The organism is Oceanobacillus kapialis (assembly GCF_044790185.1).
In the GTDB taxonomy this organism is placed as follows: domain Bacteria; phylum Bacillota; class Bacilli; order Bacillales; family Amphibacillaceae; genus Oceanobacillus_B; species Oceanobacillus_B kapialis.
Genome location: NZ_CP085256.1, coordinates 1,649,600 through 1,670,086 on the forward strand (window position 1 = coordinate 1,649,600; position 20,487 = coordinate 1,670,086).

Consider the following 20,487-nt stretch of genomic DNA (forward strand, 5'->3'; position numbering starts at 1 on the left):
TTTTTTAATGAAACGAATTGTTTTTATGGGAACCCCGGATTTCTCTGTTCCCATCCTACATAATCTTGTGCAATCAGAATACGAGGTTGTACTAGCTGTAACCCAGCCAGATCGCCCAAAGGGTAGAAAACGAACGATTACCCCCCCGCCTGTCAAGGTTGAAGCAGAAAGACATGGTATTCCTGTGTATCAGCCAGAAAAGTTAAAGGATAGCTATGCCGAAATTTTGGCATATGAGCCGGATCTAATTGTGACAGCAGCATATGGGCAATTGCTTCCAAACGCCTTATTAGAAGCACCCGAGTTTGGTTGTATTAACGTTCATGCTTCTTTACTTCCTGAGTTAAGAGGGGGAGCACCTATACATTATGCTCTAATGCAAGGAAAACAAGAAACAGGCATAACTATCATGTATATGGTAGAAAAGCTTGATGCAGGCGATATTTTAACACAGCAGGCAGTGCCAATTGAGGAAAAGGATCATGTTGGTTCCTTGCATGACAAACTTTCAGAAGCGGGATCTATGCTCTTAATGGATACATTACCACGCCTCTTTGCGGGTGATATTAAACCAGTAAAGCAGGATGAATCAAAGGCTACTTTTGCTGGGAACATCAAACGAGAACAGGAAAAAATTGACTGGAACAAAACAAACCAGGAAATATATAACCATATAAGGGGCTTAAACCCTTGGCCGGTTGCGTTTACTACCTATGAAGGTGCAAATATGAAAATTTGGTGGGGAGAGAAAGTAGACGAAAAGTATTCTGGAAAACCAGGTGAAATTTTAATAAAGAAGGAGGATGGCTTCCTTGTTTTATGTGGTGACAATCGTGCCATTCAGATAACGGACGTCCAGCCGGCAGGAAAAAAACGAATGACTGTAAAAGATTATTTACAGGGCTCAGCAGATCGAATAAAAACTGGCGTAGTATTGGGTGATTAGATGAATAATTATCAGCTTAGGGATACTATCCTGGATATATTAATCCGAATAGAAAAAGATAATGGTTTTAGTCATTTATTAATTGATCATGAATTAAAGAAGCAGAGAATACAAGCTAAAGATGAAGGGCTTTTAACGGGAATAGTGTATGGCACAATGCAGTACAAAATAACGCTAGATTATTATTTAGAACATTTTATTGATCAACGTAAAAAGTTAGATCTTTGGGTAAGGATGCTCTTGAGAATGTCTGTTTATCAAATGGTTTACTTAGATAAAGTTCCTGACCATGCCATCATCCATGAAGCGGTGGAATTGGCTAAACGAAGAGGTCATAAAGGTATTGCTTCTTTTGTAAATGGAGTCCTAAGATCGATACAACGAAAAGGTGTTCCATCTATCTCATCGCTGACAGATGATGTCATACGTCTTTCAGTTGAAACGAGCCATCCAGAGTGGTTGGTAAGGCGTTGGGTTAACGCATATGGTTATACAACAGCAAAAGAAATGTGTGAGATGAACGTTACCAAAAAGCACACAGCCATTCGAATTCAGCCTATGAAGATTTCCCGAAGTGAGGCAATGGATAGATTAAAAGAAGAAGGATTTGAAGTAACAGCCTCAGAGCTTTCGTCCCAGGGTATTATTATAGAAAAAGGCAATGTTTTAAAGTCTTCGTTGTTTTTAAACGGAGAAATAACCATTCAGGATCAGAGTTCTATGCTTGTGGGAGAACTGCTATTAGCTGAACCAGGCATGCAGGTGTTAGATGCCTGCAGTGCTCCAGGTGGGAAGGCGACACATATAGCGGAAAAAATGTTAAACGAAGGGCGACTAGAGGCCCATGACCTTCATAAAAAGAAAGCTAAACGTGTGGAGACAAAAGCCTCAGATCTTGGATTATCGATTATTCATGCCTCGCAAGCTGATGCTAGGAACTTGAAGGACAAATATAAGCCAGAGAGCTTTGACCGGATTTTGATTGATGCACCATGCTCTGGTTTAGGGGTTATGCGTGGCAAGCCCGAGATTAAATATCATAAACAAGAAGCAGACATTGAACGATTAGCTGCTATTCAGCTAGATATCTTACAAAGCACAGCTCCTCTTCTTAAAAAAGATGGATTACTAATCTACAGCACTTGTACGGTAGATACTGCAGAAAATGAAGGAGTAGTAAAACGATTCCTTGCTAATAATCCTGAATATATAGTTGATCAAGCTTTTTTTGAAGATCTTCCACAGAGTTTAAAAACGACAAAAGGAATCTCAGAATACGGTTTTCAGCTGTTCCCACAAGACGTGGATTCAGACGGATTCTTTTTAACTAGAATTAAACGGGAAAATTAATTCTAAGTGGGGGGTCAACTGCCAGTAATGGAAAGGTTCGATTCGTTTAATTACCATTTGGTGAAGGGAAACCTCCACCAAATGTAGTTTCACTTTATAATAGCTAACTTAACTTCTTTGGTAGAGTTCTGAAGAAAGATGCGAACCGTAAATATACAGAAAAAAAGTTCTTTTTTGCATATAATTGTGTAATACTTAATACTAGTATAGTTCCGCATAAGGTAGAGGGGTGAAAAAATGAAAGGTCAATTTATGACGGATCAAGGTTTGGTCCGCAATCATAATGAAGATGCAGGCGGTGTATTCTATAATAAACATGGCCAGTTGCTTGCGGTCATCGCTGATGGAATGGGAGGACACCAGGCAGGCGATGTTGCCAGTCAAATGGCTACTGACTTAGTGGAGAAAAAGTGGCAGGATTCACAGCAATTGGACAACCCCGAAGATGCCGAAAGCTGGCTTCGCTCTACTGTTACAGAGATAAATGAAAAAGTGTATGAGTACTCGCTTACGAAAGAGGAGTGCCAAGGAATGGGGACTACTTTTGTTGTAGCTTTATGTACATCTGAATTTATTACTGTCTCAAATATTGGGGATAGCCGTTGTTATATGCTAAGTGAAAATGGCTTTAAGCAAATTACAATCGATCATTCACTTGTTAATGAACTTGTCCGCTCAGGTCAAATTTCCAAGGATGATGCAGAACAGCATCCAAGAAAGAACGTATTGCTTAAGGCTTTAGGGACAGAGAAGTCGGTTGTTCCAGAGATCCACTCATTGGGATGGGAAAAAGGAAACAAGCTTTTGCTTTGCTCTGATGGTTTATCCAATAAAGTAACGGACGAGGAGCTACATCGTTATCTTTTGACAGAGGATCCTATTGAAGATATCGAAGGTGAAATGATCCGGTTAGCAAATGACAGGGGTGGAGAGGATAATATATCTGTTATTATCGTGATGGACGAAGCACCTAGGAAAGATGGTGATCAACATGCTAAGTAGAGGACACTTACTTAATGAACGTTATCTCATTAACGACACGATTGGCGGGGGCGGGATGGCTAACGTTTATTTAGCGAGAGATAAAATCCTTGAACGAGATGTTGCTATCAAAGTTTTAAGAATTGAATACGCAAATGATGAGGAGTTCATTGCGAGATTTGACAGGGAAGCACAATCAGCAACTAGCCTTTCCCACCCTAATATCGTTAATATTTTTGATGTAGGGGAAGAAAATGATATTCCATATATGGTGATGGAATATGTCGATGGAATGACTCTAAAGGAGTATATCCAGCGTTATGGGCCACTTGGAGTACAAGAAGCATTAGATATACTCAAACAAATTACAGCAGCTATTGCCCATGCGCATGCTAACGAAATTGTTCACCGTGATATTAAACCACAAAACATCTTAATTGATACATATGGTCAAGTAAAAGTTACTGATTTTGGAATTGCTGTTGCCCTCAGCGCTACATCGTTAACGCAAACGAATTCTATTTTAGGCTCTGTACATTATCTCTCACCGGAACAGGCCAGGGGTGGAATGGCTACAAAAAAATCAGATATATACTCCATTGGAATTGTGCTATTTGAGCTTCTTACAGGTAGACTTCCTTTTTCTGGACAATCCCCTGTTTCTATCGCGTTAAAGCATTTGCAAAACGATACTCCTTCAGTAAGAAGGTTTAACCAAGATGTACCACAAAGTGTCGAAAATATTGTGTTAAAGGCTACAGCAAAGGATCCATTCCATCGATATGAAACGGTATATGAGATGGAGGATGCGCTTGAAGCTGCTTTACATCCAAGCAAGTTGAATGAAGAAGTATACAAGCCTCCTGTAGAAGCTGGTGAAGAGACTAAGGCTATCCCAATTATCACGGATAATCAGCTACAGGACTCAAGCCAGGACACAATTGTTCATCAGACCAATAATATGACCAAAAGCTACTCGGCAGCTGATAATGATAATGAAAAAAAGGCACCCGCAAAGAAGAAAAAAGGGAAGAAAAGTAAGAAAGACAAACCAAAGAAGAAGAAAAAATGGCTTCTAATCTTACTCGTTCTATTTTTCCTTATAGCTGCGGGGGTAGCTGCACTCTTTTTGATACCAGGTCTGATACAGCCTAAAGACGTGACAGTACCGGATGTGAAAGGGTTAGAGTATGAAGAAGCCGTTGATGAACTGGAACTTGCCAATCTAAACACAGAGCGTGAGTATGTTTACTCACAAGAAGTGGAAGAAGGTCTTGTGGTTGAAACAGAACCCAAAGCAAATAGAACGGTTAAGGAAGAGCAAACGGTTACGTTAATGGTAAGTCAGGGTAAAGAGACAGTAGTATTTGAAGATTATGTAGGGAGAGACTTTAGCCAAGTCCAAAGGTTACTTGGAGATGAATATAGCGATGTTATTTCCTACTCCAAAAACTCAGATCGGCCAGTTGGTGAAATTATTACGCAAATACAACCAGCACCAGATAGTGAAGTGGTACCAGGTGAAACGAAGGTCATCTTTGAAGTGAGTGAAGGGCCGGAAATGGTACAGTTAAGTGATTTATCAGGTATGACAGAAGATGAGGCAAGATCCTATTTAGAAGAAAATGACTTAACAATGAATAAAGTCGAAGAGAACTCTGAAGAGGTGCCAGAGGGAGAGGTCATACGTCAGGAACCTTCCTCGAATACAGAAGTAGAGCCGGGTTCCACGGTAAATGTTTATATTTCACTTGGACCTGATGAAAAGCCGCCAGAATCACATACGATTTCCTTCACCGTACCATATAACCCAGAAACAGAGCAGGAAGAAGGAGAAGATCCTGTTGAGCAAACTGTTCAAATATATATTGGAGATATGAACAATGATTTGTCAGAGGTTTATCAGGAGGAAACAATTACAGAAGATCAGGAATTTACGTTTACATTGACGATCGCGCCTGACGAAGAAGCAGAATATATCATAAAACGCGATGACGAAGTGGTTACAAATAAAACCGTTTCGTATGAAGAAGGTGACTAAATGCCAGAAGGAAGAATAATTAAAGCTTTAAGTGGCTTCTATTATGTAAAAACAGAAGACGGTGAAGTCATTCAGTGTCGTGGCAGAGGGGTTTTCCGTAAAAAGAAAATCACCCCTCTTGTCGGCGATTTCGTAAAGTTTGAGGCGGATTCACCAGAAGAAGGCTATATAATTGAAATTAATCCACGCGAAAATGAATTAGTTAGACCACCAATTGCAAATATTGATCAGGCTATTATTGTAAATGCTGCGATACAACCAGATTTTAGTACAACCTTACTAGACAGGTTTCTTGTATTAATAGAAGCAAAGCATATAAAGCCAGTAATTTTAATTTCTAAAATGGATTTAATTTCAGAAGAAGAACGTAAAACAATCGAAGCCTATCGGGATGACTATGAAAAAATTGGTTATCGGGTAGAACTAGTATCCTCTAAAGAGAGTGATGGAGTACTATCAATTGAGGATTATTTCGCTAATGTTGTTACAGTATTTGCTGGTCAATCAGGAGTTGGGAAATCTTCTATTCTAAACGCCTTAAAGCCATCATTGTTATTGAAAACGGCTGCTATTTCTGAAAGTTTAGGTAGAGGAAAGCACACCACAAGGCATGTGGAGCTAGTTCAGGTGAATAACGGATTGGTTGCAGATACACCGGGCTTTAGCGCGCTAGACTTCCAGGAGATCGAAGGGGAAGATTTGGCAGATTGCTTCCCTGAGATGCATGAACGGAAGGGTGAATGCAAATTTCGTGGGTGTATGCACCATAAGGAACCACAATGTGCTGTAAAAGAAGCTGTAGAAACTGGAGAAATTAGCTCGTACCGTTACGAGCATTATCTAACATTTTTAGAAGAAATCCAATCAAGAAAGCCGAGGTATTAATATGGTAAAAATAGCACCATCAATCCTCTCAGCAGATTTTGCGAAACTGGGAGAAGAAATTAAAGATGTAGAAACTGGCGGGGCGGATTATATTCACGTGGACGCAATGGACGGGCATTATGTACCAAATATAACGATTGGTCCACTTGTGGTGGAGGCTATTAAGCCAATTACATCCCTTCCACTTGATGTCCATCTAATGATTGAGAATCCAGACAACTATATACCAGCATTTGCAAAGGCTGGTGCTGATATTATAACGGTCCATCAAGAGGCGAGCAAGCATCTGCACCGTTCTATTCAGCTTATTAAAGCAAATGGAGTAAAGGCTGGGGTTGTAATAAATCCAGCTACTCCTGTCGAGCTGCTTTATCCAATATTACCGGAAGTTGATCTCGTCCTCTTAATGTCTGTTAACCCTGGGTTTGGAGGACAGTCATTTATTAATTCGACCATCCAACGTATCGAACAGATTGCAACCTTCAGAAAAGAACATCACCTAGATTTTGAAATAGAGGTTGATGGTGGTATAAATACAAAAACTGCAAAGCAATGTGTGGATGCGGGGGCTGATGTGTTAGTTGCTGGAAGTGCGGTATTCAATCATGCTAACCGTCGTGAGGCCATTAATGAGATTAAGGATGCTGTGAAGGGGTAAGTGTGTGATGGTTGCAACAACAATAGGCATTATTGGAAATGGCCCCCCACTATATCCGGACTTTAGTAGGTATGAACAAGAGGTCGATTTTTGGATTGCTGCCGATAGAGGAGCTCTAACACTATTAGAAAACGGGATAGAGATTGACCTAGCTATAGGAGATTTCGATTCTATAACAGAAGAAGAGAAAGAATTCGTTCGAAATCACGTCAAGCAATTTAATGAATACCCCGCTGAAAAAGATGAGACAGATCTAGAATTAGCTTTAATACATGCATTAAAAAAAGAACCTGAACGTCTTTACCTTTTTGGTGTCACCGGAGGGCGACTTGATCATGAGATGATTAACATCCAATTATTGTACACCATCGCTCAAAATGGTGTTAGAGGTGTAATTGTAGATCAATCAAATATAGTGGAATTGTATCAACCAGGAAGCTACGTGGTTGAAAGAAATAATTCATATCCTAATATTTCATTTATTCCTTTCTCTTCAACTATTAAAGGATTGACGTTATCAGACTTCTATTATCCTTTAGCAGATGCTACCGTATCGTGGGGGTCCACCTTATGTATTTCTAACAGACTTATTGGAAATAGTGGTACTTTTTCTTTTACACAAGGCATACTATTACTAATAAAGAGTCGTGATACGATTCCTAGGTAAGCTGTGCATGTAGAAGAGGAGGGCGAACTCATGAAATTTTATACTATTAAGCTCCCAAGATTTATCGGTGGATTTGTCAAAGTGGTCATCGGTGCGTTTAAAAAAGATAAGTAATACGGATTAGCTTTTGTCAGTAGATTGACAGAAGCTGATTTTTTTGGAATTAGCATTAAAAGAGTGGTTTAAAAAAATCGTTATAAGGACATGCTTTATGATTGCATGCCTTTATCACTAACTCTAATAACTAAAAAAACACCCTGTTGGCAGGGTGTTTTTTTATCGTACAATTACAGATCTGTATGACACGTATATTATACGCGCTCTACTTTACCTGATTTAAGTGCGCGTGCAGATACGTAAACTTTTTTAGGTTTTCCGTCTACCATGATACGTACTTTTTGTACATTAGCTTTCCAATTACGCTTGTTGGAATTCATAGCGTGAGAACGTTGGTTTCCACTGCGAGTTTGACGTCCAGTTACAACACATTTTCTAGCCATGCAAATCCCTCCTTACTGTTTACATGTGTCATTTCATACTTATATAATTTATCATATGTCTGGATAGATTGCAATTATTGTTTTATATTGGCTTTTTTTATATCGTGTGTAACGTTGCCACTTATAATTTCTAATGTGTTCTAGTCTAAATGTATTATAACTGAATTCTTCTATATAAAGAATAATAACTTGACAGATTAGTGTAATTCGTCCATTGTTATAGGGTATATTTTTACATATCATGAACTCTGCTTTTAAAATGATTCCCCATGTAGTAGAATATCCTTATATAAATGTGTAGGTATTAAAGGAGGATTAATGTATGTCCATAGAGCTTAATACAAATGATGGTCATGTAACCATTACAAATGAAGTAATTTCCACGATTGCCGGTGGTGCAGCGATAGAATGTTATGGAATAGTCGGAATGGCTTCTAAAAGCCAGATCAGAGACGGCATTGCTGAGATTCTTCGCAAAGAAAACTTTTCTAAAGGTGTAGTTGTGCGCCAGGAAAACGACAGACTTGATATAGATATGTATATAATTGTAAGCTATGGGACAAAAATTTCAGTTGTAGCACATAATGTACAATCCCAAGTGAAATATACACTGAGTCAATCACTTGGCTTAGCAATTGATTCTGTCAATATATTTGTACAGGGTGTACGGGTTGCGAAAGACTAACGATTAAACAAATAAAAAAATGAAAAAAGCTAGCTATCGAACAATTGCGTAAAATTAATGTAAGCAGGCGCTTCAGGTAATAATAGTACTTACTGACCTTCCGTTTTGAAAAGAAGTGTCAGAACGCTCGTAAGCGCTCACGCTTTTGTTTCAAGAGGAGGAAGTAAAGTGACAGTAAAAAGCTTGGACGGCATAACTTTTGCCCAGATGGTATTGGCGGGGGCCCACCATTTATCAAATAATGCAAACAAAATTGACGCCTTAAATGTATTTCCAGTACCGGATGGCGATACTGGAACAAATATGAATTTATCTATGAGTTCTGGTGCAGGAGAAGTAAAGAAGCAAAATAGTAACAGTGTTTCTGAAGTTGCTAATACGTTTGCTAAAGGGTTACTAATGGGGGCTCGCGGGAACTCAGGAGTGATCCTTTCTCAAATATTTCGCGGTTTTGCGAAAGGCATGGAAAAGAAGAGTGCATTAACTGCAAAGGATCTTGCAAAAGCTTTTGACGCCGGCGTAGGTACTGCGTATAAAGCAGTTATGAAGCCCGTAGAAGGGACGATTCTTACGGTTGCAAAGGATGCGGCAAAACAGGCTGTTAAGACTGCAACAAAAGAAGAAGATATTATTCAATTAATGGAGAGTGTTATTGCGGAAGCGAAAGCCTCCTTAAAACGTACACCTGATTTGCTTCCTGTTTTAAAAGAAGTAGGTGTAGTCGATTCTGGTGGACAGGGGCTAGTTACTGTCTATGAAGGATTTCTTGCTGCTTTAAAAGGAGAAGAGTTCCCTGAAGCCGTTTCAGATATTGATATGGATGATATGGTGAATGCAGAACATCACAAAACCACCCAAGATTTCATGGACACTGCAGATATCGAATTTGGTTATTGTACAGAATTTATGGTTAAATTTGAAGAGGAAAAGCTGGCAGAGCATCCTTTTGATGAAGATCAATTTCGTAATGAATTAAGTGAGCATGGCGACTCCCTGCTTGTAGTGTCAGATGATGAAATTGTGAAAGTTCATATACATGCAGAATATCCAGGGACATGTATGACGCTTGGGCAGCAATATGGTAGTTTAATCAATATGAAAATTGAAAACATGAGAGAGCAACACACCGCGCTTGTAGGCGATAAGACGAAAACTCCTAAACAAACGAAGCAGGCGGAATATGGCATTGTAACAGTAGCAATGGGGGAAGGAATTAAGGCAATGTTGGAAAGCCTTGGTGCAACTGTAGTAATCGAAGGTGGCCAAACGATGAATCCAAGTACCCAGGACATTGCCAATGCGATTAAGGAAGCAAACGCGAAAAATGTCCTTGTGTTACCAAATAATAAAAATATTCTTATGGCAGCAGACCAAGCGGCAGAGCTGGCAGAAGTTAATGTAAGGGTAGTTCCTACGAAAACAATTCCGCAGGGTATTAGCGCAATGCTCTCCTTTCATCCTGACACGGACATTGATGCCAATAAGGAAGCGATGGATGAAGCAAGAAGTCATGTGAAAACAGGACAAGTTACGTATGCTGTACGCGATACTCAGATTGATGGAATTACGATTGAAAATGGTAATTTTATGGGGATTTTGGATGGGAAGATTAAAGCTACTCATCAAGATAGATTTGAGGCAGTTAAATTGTTACTACAAGAAATGGTGACAGAAGACGATGAAATCCTAACCATTTTACAAGGTGAGGATGTAACAGATCAGGATGTAGAAGAACTTGTAAGCTTTTTAGAACAGACTTATAAAGATCTTGAGATAGAAGTCCATAACGGAAATCAGCCTATCTACTCTTATATTTTCTCAGTTGAATAAAAAAACGCTCTTTATCCAGGTGGATAAAGAGCGTTTTTTTAGTACTCATAAAATAGGTTACTTCGTAGTGAATTAAAAAAGCTTCGTAAATTCTCAGATCCCTACCATTTTCATTATAAAGTCAAACAGGAATAGTGCTGCAATAATTAATAATGGCAGTGACAATTCCTTGCGTTTACCAGTAGCAATCATCACGATTGGGTAAGCGATGAACCCAAATGCCATTCCATCTGCAATACTATATGTGAATGGGATCATTGCGACAATTAACAACGCAGGTAGGCTTTCTGACAATTCACTAACCCGTATATGTCTAATGTTCTGTACCATTAGAAAACCAACGATTATTAAAATCGGGCTAAGTGCCGTGTTCGGTATTATCGTAATGAAAGGAATTAAGAATAATGTTGCCAAAAACAGTAAGCCAGCAGTAACAGCAGCTACACCAGATCTTCCTTTAGATGCAATAACTGCAGCGTTTTCCGCAGCTGAAACGGTTGGAGAAGTACCTAAAAACGCTGATGCTACTGTAGAAAAAGCTGTGACTTTATAGGCTTTATCGTAACTTGTTTCCCTCTTAAGCATTTGTAGCTGCCCATTTAAAAGTCCCATATTTTCGAAAACCAATATGATGGCTAATGGGAATACAGCCAGCCAAAAGTTTACATCTCCAATGGCTGAGAACGAAGGCAGAAAAATAATTTCCTTAGGATCAATATGCAGGGCGCTAGACCCGCTTTCCAGGACACCAAACAAGGAAGCTAAGATTGTTCCGGCTATCATAGTCACTAGAAAGTTAGCTGGCACATCTCTGACAAATAGGAATATTGCCAGGAATAATGTCAGTAAGCTTACAAGAACTGCTGGTGAAGTAAAATCACCAAATGCCAGAATGGTGTTTTCTCCATTTACCACCAGGCCACTTTTTTCTAACCCAATTAGGATTAAGAAGAAGCCAAGCCCTACGGTTATTCCATGCTTTAGAGATTCTGGTATCGCTTCTTTTAAAAGGATACCTAGCTTACTAAACGCCGTCAGCAAGAATATCAAGCCTGCTACTAACACAACGGCGAGCCCTTGTTCAAACGTAAGATTTGTCCCTTCAACAATGGAATAGGCAAATAAGGCATTAATCCCCATTCCTGGTATTAATATGAGTGGGAGTTTTGCAAACAATCCCATTAAAAATGTTCCTAAAAAACTAATGAGAATGGTGGCAATCATTCCGGATTCAAGTGAAATACCAGCTTCATTAAGAATGGATCCATTGACTACAACAATATATACAGTTGTCAAATAACCTATTAAACCAGCAACAATTTCTGTACGAAGACTTTTTATCCTATCCTTATCTGGTCTTTTATTCATAAAGGCCATGATATCTCCTCATCGTACTTACATCCCTCTCCCGCCCGATTAAGACAAGGTTGTTAAGCTAATCGTGAAATGCCTATATAATTCGCTTAAACTTCCCTTACCTGTAATCCACAAATGATTATTCTACACTTTTTTGTTATAATTTACAATAGAACGATAACCTATACGTTTAAATGGCGGTGAAAATATGAAGTATAATTCAGTTTTTGACATTATCGGTCCGGTAATGATCGGACCATCCAGTTCACATACAGCAGGAGCAGCCCGCATAGGGAAAGCTGCACGAAATTTATTTGGCCATGAGCCGACTTGGGCGAAAATCCATCTCTATGAATCATTTGCTAAAACTTATAAAGGGCATGGAACGGATTTCGCACTTGTGGGTGGATTACTTGGCTATGAAGCAGATGACAAGCGAATTAGCAAATCGCTTGAGACGGCTAAGGAACGAAATATAGAAATAGAGTTTATTGAGGATAGCGCAGCAGTAGATCACCCTAATACAGCTAGGTTAATTATTGGAAACGAATCTGGGTCGCTTGAACTGGTCGGTATTTCGATCGGCGGTGGCAAGGTGGAGATTACGGAATTGAACGGTTTTGATCTACGCTTATCAGGAAACCATCCAGCTATTTTAATTATGCATAATGATCGTTTTGGTGCAATCGCGTCCGTAACAAAAATACTCGCAAAGCATGAAATCAATATTGGTCATATGGAAGTTAATCGTAAAGATGTAGGGAAAGAAGCTTTAATGGTAATTGAAGTAGATCAGAACGTAGAAGACGATATTTTAAAAGAATTAGATAATGCTGATCATATTGTTAGAATTGCAAAAATAGACAGCTAGAAAAGGGAGGGCTCTACATGTTTCGTACAGTAAAGGAATTAGTGGAGATAGCAGAAACAGAAGAAATACAATTGTCCGAAGTTATGATTAGACAGGAAATGGACGTAAAAGATATTTCTCGTGAAGATATATATGCAGAAATGGAAAAGAACCTTCAGGTAATGGAGAAGGCAATTGAAGATGCGATGAAAGGCGTCGAATCCGTCACAGGTCTTACTGGCGGTGATGCGGTGTTGATTCAAAAGTATATGAAAGAAAAGACACCGCTTTCTGGTAATTTAATGTTGGATGCAGTTAGCAAAGCAATGGGAACCAATGAAGTGAACGCTGCGATGGGAACCATCTGTGCAACTCCTACTGCAGGGAGTGCTGGTTGTGTGCCTGGAGCCCTGTTTGCGGTGAAGGAACAGCTTAATCCAACTAGAGACCAAATGATTCGCTTTTTATTTACAGCAGGCGCATTTGGTTTCGTTGTGGCAAATAATGCATTTATATCAGGTGCTGCGGGAGGATGCCAGGCTGAGGTTGGGTCTGCAGGTGCAATGGCCTCTGCGGCAATAGTAGAAATGGCAGGAGGAACTCCACAACAGTCCGCGGATGCGTTTGCCATTACACTTAAAAATATGCTTGGGTTAGTTTGTGACCCTGTAGCAGGCTTGGTTGAGGTGCCCTGTGTGAAGAGAAATGCAGCAGGGTCTTCTCTCGCTATTGTCTCAGCAGATCTAGCCTTGGCTGGTGTAACAAGTCGTATTCCTTGTGATGAAGTAATAGGTGCTATGTACCGTATTGGGAAGCAAATGCCTTCTAGTTTACGTGAAACTGGTGAGGGCGGGTTAGCAGACACGCCAACGGGAAGGCTTTTAAAAGAAAAAATATTTGGTATGTCTGTATAGGAAGTGTTAGGTTTATGTTGAACGAATCAGTAGAGACTTTAAAAGGTGTCGGTGAGAAATATGCCGAGTCATTGGCAGCCCTCGACATAAAAACAATAGAAGATTTATTATATTATTTTCCATATCGTTTTGACGTTTTTGAAGTAAAGCCGCTTGCTGAACTTGTACATGATGACAAGGTAACCATCGAGGGAAGGGTAGTACATGAACCTTCCCTCTCTTTCTATGGAAAAAAGAAATCAAGACTTTCTTTTACGGTAGAGGTAGAAAACATTGCAGTAAAAGCGGTAATGTTCAACCGTGCTTTTGCGAAAAAACAAATCAACACTGGTGATACCATAACACTGGTAGGGAAATGGGATGCCCATCGCCTGCAAATTACAGTAAGTCAATACAAAAAAGGTCCAGCAGCACAATCGGACATTCAACCAGTATACGCTGTAAAAGGTGATATAACGCCTTTTCGACTAAAGAAAACAGTAAGAACAGCATTAGAGGCATGCGGCGACCAGTTAAATGAAATATTACCGGAAGCTTATTTAACTGCCTATAAGCTGCCAAACCGTGCAAAGGCCGTTACGGCTATGCACTTTCCAGCAAACAGACTGGCACTTAAGCATGCTCGTCGGAGATTTATCTATGAAGAGTTTCTCCTTTTCCAATTAAAAATGCAATTGTTACGAAAATGGAAAAGGGAAGCCACGAATGGAAATGCGCAGAATTATGATAAGCAACGGGTGGAGGAGTTTATTGGGACATTTCCATTCCCGTTAACAAATGCACAACAAAGGGCATTAGCACAAATTTTGCAAGATATGCGTTCCCCTTATCGTATGAATCGTATGCTGCAAGGGGATGTTGGTTCAGGGAAAACAGCTGTTGCAGCCATTTGTTTACTAGCTGCTATAACAGCAGGAAAACAAGGCGCGCTAATGGTGCCAACAGAGATTTTAGCTGAGCAGCACTTCCAATCATTAAGTGGTCTATTTGGCGAACGAGCTAGGATTGTATTGTTAACTGGATCTGTTAAAGGGAAGAAGCGAAAAGAAATCTTACGTGCAATTGCCGAAAAAGAGGCCGATATTGTGATCGGAACACATGCTTTAATTCAAGAAGAGGTTACCTATCACAGTCTTGGATTTGTTATTGTAGATGAACAGCATCGATTCGGGGTTGAACAGCGGAGGACGTTAAGAGAGAAAGGGCTATATCCTGATGTTCTGTTTATGACGGCTACTCCTATTCCTCGTACACTGGCTATCACAGCATTTGGAGATATGGATGTTTCGGTGATTGATGAAATGCCTGTGGGGAGAAAGGAAATAGAAACATATTGGACTAAAGAAAATACATTAGATCGAGTGCTTCAATTTATAGAAAAGCAAGTAGCTAGTGGTGAACAAGCTTATGTTATTTGCCCACTTATTGAAGAGTCTGATAAGCTCGATATTCAAAATGCAGTAGAACTACACCAACAATTAGAAGCATTCTATCCACCAGAAATTAAGGTTGGTTTAATGCATGGTCGTTTACATGCAGAGGAAAAAGATGCAGTGATGCAACAGTTTGCTAAAAACGAAATACAAATCCTTGTCTCTACCACTGTGGTTGAAGTTGGTGTGAATGTGCCAAATGCAACGATTATGGTCATTTATGATGCTGAGCGGTTTGGGCTTTCGCAATTACATCAGCTTCGAGGGAGAGTAGGACGAGGAGATAAGCAGAGCTACTGTATTTTAATTGCAGATCCTAAGGGTGAGGTAGGAAAAGAACGTATGCGCATTATGACCGAGACGACAAATGGCTTTGAATTATCTGAAGAGGATTTAAAGCTTAGAGGCCCGGGAGACTTTTTTGGACGAAAACAAAGTGGGATGCCGGAATTTAAAGTCGCCGATATGGTACACGATTATCGGGCTTTAGAGACAGCACGAAAAGATGCACAGGACATTATTGAAAATGGGCTGCTGGAAAGAGATCCTTCATTTTCTGCATTGAAAAGCATTCTGGAAAGAGATGTTGCATTAAAAGATAAGCTTGATTAGATCCTTGCATAAATCCATAAGGTATTATATATTACTATTAGGACCAAGTCTTAATATGTAGCTTCTTACGTAATTAATTCGATGTGGACGGTGTCATCAATGCGACGAACGAAATCAGAACGTCAGCGAATGCTGAAGGAAACAATTGAACAAACCCCTTTTATTACAGATGAAGAGTTGTCAAGAAAGTTCTCTGTCAGTATCCAGACAATTCGACTTGACAGGCTGGAATTATCGATCCCTGAATTACGTCAACGAATTAGATCAGTGGCGACTGACCAGTGGAATGAAACGGTGAAGGCTTTGCCGCTCGAAGAAGTAATCGGGGAAGTGATTGATCTTGAGCTCGATCAACGTGCAATTTCCATTATGGATATTAGCAGTGAACTTGTCTTTTCAAGAAACAAAATTGCCCGGGGTCACCATTTATTTGCCCAGGCTAATTCCCTGGCAGTTGCTGTAATTAATGATGAGCTGGCTCTAACTGTTAAAACGGAGCTTAAATTTATTCGGCAGGTAAAACAGGGAGAACGTGTAATTGCAAAAGCCACCGTTGAAGGGAAAGATGATAAAGGCCATTCGATTGTTCATGTAAATAGTTTTGTAGAGAATGAGCTTGTTTTTACTGGCGTATTCCATATGTATCAAACTAGTGGACACAAAGGAGAACAAAATGATGAGAATAGCAATTGATGCCATGGGCGGAGATCACGCACCGAAAGAGATCGTACTGGGGGCTGTGGAAGCAGTTTCCAAAATTGACAATTTGCATATCACATTATATGGTGATGAAGCAAAAATCACCCCTCACTTATCAACAAGTCAAAGCATTGATATTGTACATACAACGGAAGCTATTACGGGAGAAGATGAACCAGTTCGAGCTGTACGCAGGAAAAAGAATGCTTCTCTGGTATTAATGGCTGAAGCAGTGAAAGAAGGACAGGCCGATGCTTGCATCTCTGCAGGGAATACAGGAGCGTTAATGAGTGCGGGGCTGTTTGTTGTTGGTAGAATTCCAGGAATTGAACGACCAGCTTTAAGCCCAACTCTTCCTACTTTAGATGGGAACGGCTTTCTGTTACTGGACGTAGGCGCAAATGTGGATGCGAAGCCATCACATCTACTGCAGTACGCTATTATGGGTTCTGTTTATGCCCAAAAAGTTAGAGGGATTGAACAACCAAGAGTTGGCTTGCTTAATGTTGGCACAGAAGATGGGAAGGGAAATGACCTTACAAAACGGGCTTTTTCTCTTATGAAAGAAGCGCCAATTAATTTTGTGGGTAATGTCGAAGCAAGAGATTTATTAACATGCGTTGCCGACGTGGTGGTGACAGACGGATTCAGTGGAAATGTTGCTTTAAAGACAATTGAAGGAACAGCTGAATCGATGTTTTCCATGCTTAAGCAAGTTTTTATGGGCTCACTCAAAACAAAACTTGCAGCAGGTGTAATGAAAAAGGATTTAAAAGTACTAAAAAATCAGCTTGATTACTCCGAGTATGGAGGTGCTGGCTTGTTTGGCCTTGGAGCACCGGTAATTAAAGCGCATGGCTCTTCCAATAGTAGGGCCATTTATAATGCGATTAAGCAAGCACGTCATATGGCGGAATTTAATGTAACAGAAACAATCAAAGAAACCATTGAAGCAATGGGGATGGAACAGGAGGATAAATCATGAAAAAAGTAGCTTTAATGTTTCCAGGACAGGGATCACAAGCTGTTGGTATGGGGAAAGATATTTATGATACATTCCCTGATGTACAAGAATTGTACCAGGAAGCGGACAAGGTTTTACATAAAAACCTGTCCAAGTTGATGTTTGAAGGGCCAAAGGAAGAATTAACGGCAACAGAAAATGCACAACCGGCACTTCTCTTATCAAGTATCGCGTTGCATACCCAACTCTTGAAAGAGGAAATACAGCCAGTAATGGCAGTTGGACATAGTCTGGGTGAATACAGTGCCCTAGTAGCAGCAGGTGCTTTAACGCTTGAGGATGCTCTGCCGCTAGTAGCAACACGAGGCAGACTGATGGAAGAGGCGTTTCCTAAAGGGCAAGGAACAATGGCAGCTGTATTGGGATTAGATGAAGAAGCAATTGCCTCTACATTAACAAAAGTTGAGGGGGAAATAGTAAATATTGCAAACATTAACTGCCCCGGACAAATTGTAATTTCTGGCTCTCAGGCTGGGGTAGAACAGGCAACAACTCTTTTGAAAGAGAATGGAGCAAAGCGGGTATTGCCGCTAAATGTAAGTGGTCCATTCCACTCCAAACTGATGCAGCCGGCAAGTGAAGCATTTTCTTCTTACTTAGATGAAGTAAAAATAATCGATGCCTCTATACCTGTATATGCGAACGTTTCAGCTGCTCCTGTAAGGGAAAGCAGTAAAATTAGAGACTTGCTAGTGGAACAATTGTATTCACCAGTAAGATTCGAGGAGTCTATTCGTCATATGCTCGAGGAAGGTGTCGACGCATTTGTGGAAGTAGGAAACGGCAAAGTATTAAGTGGTTTAGTGAAAAAGATTGATAAAACGGTAAAAACATTTGCTGTTCAAGATACAGCTTCACTACAGGAGTTTATTTCCTGGTACAGGGAGGAAGCATAATGTTAAAAGGAAAAAGTGCTTTGGTAACCGGAGCCTCACGCGGAATTGGGCGGGAAATAGCGTTAGAATTAGCACGACAAGGAGCCAATGTTGCCGTTAATTTCTCAGGTAATGAAGGGAAAGCTCAGGAAGTTGTCGATGAAATTAAAGAAATGGGTTGTAACGCTTTTAAAATCCAAGCAGATGTAGCCAACGAAGCAAGTGTTAAAGAAATGGTTAAAGAAGTGATTGGACAATTCGGATCATTGGATATTCTCGTTAATAATGCGGGGGTAACAAGGGATAACCTTCTGATGCGTATGAAAGAGGAAGAATTTGATCAGGTTATTAACACAAATCTTAAAGGTGTCTTTGTTTGTACGAAGGCTGTGACTCGTCAGATGATGAAGCAAAAAGCTGGCCAAATAATTAACGTGGCCTCTATTGTCGGTGTGAGTGGCAACCCTGGACAAGCGAATTATGTTGCTGCAAAAGCAGGCGTGATTGGCTTAACGAAAACGACTGCAAAGGAACTTGCTTCCCGCAATATTCGCGTGAATGCAGTCGCACCTGGTTTCATTTCCACGGATATGACTGATGCATTGACAGAGGAACAGCAAGCAGGAATGCTTGATATGATCCCACTAGGTAAATTGGGTAAACCCGAGGAAGTGGCTAAAGTAGTACGCTTCCTTGCTTCAGAGGATGCCTCATATATTACTGGTCAAACCATTCATATTGACGGTGGAATGGTAATGTAAAAGAAAGATGAGAGCCTTTGAAAGGGGGTGAAGAAAGAATGGCAGACGTGTTTGATCGTGTAAAAGCTATTATCGTTGATCGTTTAGACGTCGATGAGTCAAAAGTAACAATGGAAGCTTCCTTTAAAGATGATCTTGAAGCAGATTCTTTAGATGTCGTGGAATTAGTTATGGAACTTGAGGACGAATTCGATATGGAAATCGCTGATGAAGAAGCTGAAAAAATTAATACAGTGGGTGACGCTGTAAACTACATAAACAGTTTATAGGTCCTCACATTTCTAAATGTAATAAAAATGGAAAGTCTCGCATAAAAGCGAGACTTTCGTATATGATTAGCTATTTGAGGAGGTGAAATAAATGAATATAGCAGAATTGGAAAAACAGTTAGCCATTCCATTTAATAATCATGCATTAATAGAACAGGCTTTTACCCATTCATCTTATGTGAATGAGCATCGTAATGAACTAATTGTGGATAATGAGCGGCTAGAGTTCTTGGGTGATGCAGTTCTTGAACTTGGTGTGTCCCAATACTTGTACAAGGAAAACGAAGCAATGCCTGAAGGGGAAATGACAAAGCTGCGTGCAGCGATTGTCTGTGAGCCTTCCTTAGAAAATTTTGCCAAAGCTTTAGAATTTGGGAAGTATATTCGTCTTGGTAAAGGAGAGGAGCAAACAGGTGGAAGAGAACGTCCTGCCTTGCTAGCAGACGTTTTTGAAGCTTTTCTTGGAGCTCTCTATTTGGATAAAGGATTTGATGAGGCATTAGCATTTTTAGAGAAATTTGTGTTCCCAAAAATCACTACAGGTGCTTTTTCGCATGCGATGGATTATAAAAGCCAGTTACAGGAGTTGGTTCAGCAATATAAGCACCAAACAATCACTTATATGATCGTCGAGGAAACAGGGCCTTCTCATGACAGAGAATTCTCAGCCGAAGTTCGAGTGAGTGATAAGGTAACAGGTCAAGGAAAAGGCAGAACCAAGAAAGAGGCCGAACAAAAAGCCGCAAAAGACGCTCTGGATAAATATCAACCCTAAGCTGAAGAACAATCTAATAATGCCGAGCGTAATCGTAGCTTGATGAGAGAGCTATCGAATAATCGCTCGGCGTTTTGTTTAGCAGAAATATATTAATTTTTTCTAACTGATCGTAATTCCTCTATAAATGCTTGGGCTTCGGAAGCGCTTAGGCGCCCTTTTTGTATTACAATCTCATACATAAGCTTAAGATCGTCATATTTATTAAGGTCATAATCCTCGGGGTTTAATATAGTTCGGTTAACGACATCAAGCCTTTCTCCTAATTCCTCAAGAATAAAAGCCATATTTTCTTTACTTGGATTTTCCAAATTCATCCTAACACCTCGTCTACATAATTATCATTTAAGTCCTTCTATCATAACATAGGAAGACT

The 20,487-nt window shown here is 40.0% G+C and carries 22 protein-coding genes; 19 read left to right on the plus strand and 3 right to left on the minus strand.

Annotated features, from left to right (window positions below):
• Nucleotides 1-7: 7 nt before the first annotated feature.
• From fmt to spoVM, 8 genes are all read left to right on the plus strand, one after another.
• Complete coding sequence (gene fmt / locus LG273_RS08670; protein ID WP_404459211.1) at nucleotides 8-946, plus strand: methionyl-tRNA formyltransferase; 939 nt, start codon at nucleotides 8-10, stop codon at nucleotides 944-946.
• A complete protein-coding gene (gene rsmB, locus LG273_RS08675) occupies nucleotides 947-2,296 on the plus strand; it encodes a 16S rRNA (cytosine(967)-C(5))-methyltransferase RsmB (protein ID WP_404459213.1) in 1,350 nt (449 codons plus the stop codon).
• Nucleotides 2,297-2,533: 237 nt separating this feature from the next.
• On the plus strand, nucleotides 2,534-3,298 hold the full coding sequence (locus LG273_RS08680; protein ID WP_404459215.1) for a Stp1/IreP family PP2C-type Ser/Thr phosphatase: 765 nt from the start codon (nucleotides 2,534-2,536) through the stop codon (nucleotides 3,296-3,298).
• Nucleotides 3,288-5,318, plus strand: a complete 2,031-nt coding sequence (gene pknB / locus LG273_RS08685) for a Stk1 family PASTA domain-containing Ser/Thr kinase (RefSeq protein ID WP_404459217.1) — start codon at nucleotides 3,288-3,290, stop codon at nucleotides 5,316-5,318. The genes LG273_RS08680 and pknB overlap by 11 nt, the downstream gene beginning before the upstream one ends.
• On the plus strand, nucleotides 5,319-6,203 hold the full coding sequence (gene rsgA, locus LG273_RS08690; protein WP_379561033.1) for a ribosome small subunit-dependent GTPase A: 885 nt from the start codon (nucleotides 5,319-5,321) through the stop codon (nucleotides 6,201-6,203).
• Between the two features lies 1 nt (nucleotide 6,204).
• A complete protein-coding gene (gene rpe, locus LG273_RS08695) occupies nucleotides 6,205-6,861 on the plus strand; it encodes a ribulose-phosphate 3-epimerase (RefSeq protein WP_379561034.1) in 657 nt (218 codons plus the stop codon).
• A 7-nt stretch (nucleotides 6,862-6,868) separates the two neighbouring features.
• A complete protein-coding gene (locus tag LG273_RS08700) occupies nucleotides 6,869-7,528 on the plus strand; it encodes a thiamine diphosphokinase (RefSeq protein WP_379561035.1) in 660 nt (219 codons plus the stop codon).
• A gap of 30 nt (nucleotides 7,529-7,558) precedes the next feature.
• Nucleotides 7,559-7,642: a stage V sporulation protein SpoVM gene (spoVM, locus tag LG273_RS08705; RefSeq protein WP_379561199.1), complete on the plus strand. Its 84-nt coding sequence runs from the start codon at nucleotides 7,559-7,561 to the stop codon at nucleotides 7,640-7,642.
• 197 nt (nucleotides 7,643-7,839) lie between these two features.
• Here spoVM and rpmB read toward each other — a convergent pair whose 3' ends face one another.
• On the minus strand, nucleotides 7,840-8,028 hold the full coding sequence (rpmB, locus tag LG273_RS08710; RefSeq protein WP_010649390.1) for a 50S ribosomal protein L28: 189 nt from the start codon (nucleotides 8,026-8,028) through the stop codon (nucleotides 7,840-7,842).
• A 322-nt stretch (nucleotides 8,029-8,350) separates the two neighbouring features.
• Between rpmB and LG273_RS08715 the strand changes: the two genes are divergently transcribed.
• Both LG273_RS08715 and LG273_RS08720 read left to right on the plus strand, forming a co-directional pair.
• Nucleotides 8,351-8,713, plus strand: coding sequence for an Asp23/Gls24 family envelope stress response protein (locus tag LG273_RS08715; RefSeq protein ID WP_379561036.1), 363 nt, complete (start codon nucleotides 8,351-8,353; stop codon nucleotides 8,711-8,713).
• A 168-nt stretch (nucleotides 8,714-8,881) separates the two neighbouring features.
• Nucleotides 8,882-10,543, plus strand: coding sequence for a DAK2 domain-containing protein (locus LG273_RS08720; protein WP_379561037.1), 1,662 nt, complete (start codon nucleotides 8,882-8,884; stop codon nucleotides 10,541-10,543).
• Nucleotides 10,544-10,636: 93 nt separating this feature from the next.
• On the opposite strand, the gene LG273_RS08725 is transcribed toward LG273_RS08720, so the two are convergent.
• A complete protein-coding gene (locus LG273_RS08725; protein WP_404459221.1) occupies nucleotides 10,637-11,920 on the minus strand; it encodes an NCS2 family permease in 1,284 nt (427 codons plus the stop codon).
• 187 nt (nucleotides 11,921-12,107) lie between these two features.
• On the opposite strand from LG273_RS08725, the gene sdaAB reads away from it, so the two are divergent.
• The 9 genes from sdaAB to rnc all read left to right on the plus strand — a co-directional run bounded on the left by sdaAB (nucleotide 12,108) and on the right by rnc (nucleotide 20,111).
• A complete protein-coding gene (gene sdaAB / locus LG273_RS08730; protein ID WP_379561040.1) occupies nucleotides 12,108-12,770 on the plus strand; it encodes an L-serine ammonia-lyase, iron-sulfur-dependent subunit beta in 663 nt (220 codons plus the stop codon).
• Nucleotides 12,771-12,787: 17 nt separating this feature from the next.
• Nucleotides 12,788-13,663 (plus strand): L-serine ammonia-lyase, iron-sulfur-dependent, subunit alpha, encoded by an 876-nt coding sequence (sdaAA, locus tag LG273_RS08735; protein WP_379561041.1) that lies wholly within the window; start codon nucleotides 12,788-12,790, stop codon nucleotides 13,661-13,663.
• A gap of 14 nt (nucleotides 13,664-13,677) precedes the next feature.
• Nucleotides 13,678-15,708 (plus strand): ATP-dependent DNA helicase RecG, encoded by a 2,031-nt coding sequence (recG, locus tag LG273_RS08740; protein ID WP_379561042.1) that lies wholly within the window; start codon nucleotides 13,678-13,680, stop codon nucleotides 15,706-15,708.
• Nucleotides 15,709-15,807: 99 nt separating this feature from the next.
• The gene (gene fapR / locus LG273_RS08745) at nucleotides 15,808-16,401 is read left to right on the plus strand and encodes a transcription factor FapR (protein WP_379561043.1); all 594 of its coding nucleotides are present in this window, start codon (nucleotides 15,808-15,810) and stop codon (nucleotides 16,399-16,401) included.
• Nucleotides 16,385-17,392 carry a phosphate acyltransferase PlsX gene (gene plsX, locus LG273_RS08750; RefSeq protein ID WP_379561044.1) on the plus strand — a complete coding sequence of 336 codons (1,008 nt, stop codon included), beginning with the start codon at nucleotides 16,385-16,387 and terminating at the stop codon, nucleotides 17,390-17,392. The genes fapR and plsX overlap by 17 nt, the downstream gene beginning before the upstream one ends.
• On the plus strand, nucleotides 17,389-18,327 hold the full coding sequence (gene fabD / locus LG273_RS08755) for an ACP S-malonyltransferase (RefSeq protein ID WP_379561045.1): 939 nt from the start codon (nucleotides 17,389-17,391) through the stop codon (nucleotides 18,325-18,327). Before plsX ends, fabD begins: the two co-directional genes overlap by 4 nt.
• Nucleotides 18,327-19,067 (plus strand): 3-oxoacyl-[acyl-carrier-protein] reductase, encoded by a 741-nt coding sequence (fabG, locus tag LG273_RS08760; protein ID WP_379561047.1) that lies wholly within the window; start codon nucleotides 18,327-18,329, stop codon nucleotides 19,065-19,067. The genes fabD and fabG overlap by 1 nt, the downstream gene beginning before the upstream one ends.
• A 38-nt stretch (nucleotides 19,068-19,105) precedes the next feature.
• Nucleotides 19,106-19,336, plus strand: a complete 231-nt coding sequence (acpP, locus tag LG273_RS08765; RefSeq protein ID WP_036573112.1) for an acyl carrier protein — start codon at nucleotides 19,106-19,108, stop codon at nucleotides 19,334-19,336.
• A 91-nt stretch (nucleotides 19,337-19,427) separates the two neighbouring features.
• Nucleotides 19,428-20,111, plus strand: coding sequence for a ribonuclease III (gene rnc / locus LG273_RS08770; RefSeq protein WP_379561048.1), 684 nt, complete (start codon nucleotides 19,428-19,430; stop codon nucleotides 20,109-20,111).
• Between the two features lie 92 nt (nucleotides 20,112-20,203).
• Here rnc and LG273_RS08775 read toward each other — a convergent pair whose 3' ends face one another.
• On the minus strand, nucleotides 20,204-20,428 hold the full coding sequence (locus tag LG273_RS08775) for a DUF1128 domain-containing protein (RefSeq protein ID WP_379561049.1): 225 nt from the start codon (nucleotides 20,426-20,428) through the stop codon (nucleotides 20,204-20,206).
• Between the last annotated feature and the right edge of the window lie 59 nt (nucleotides 20,429-20,487).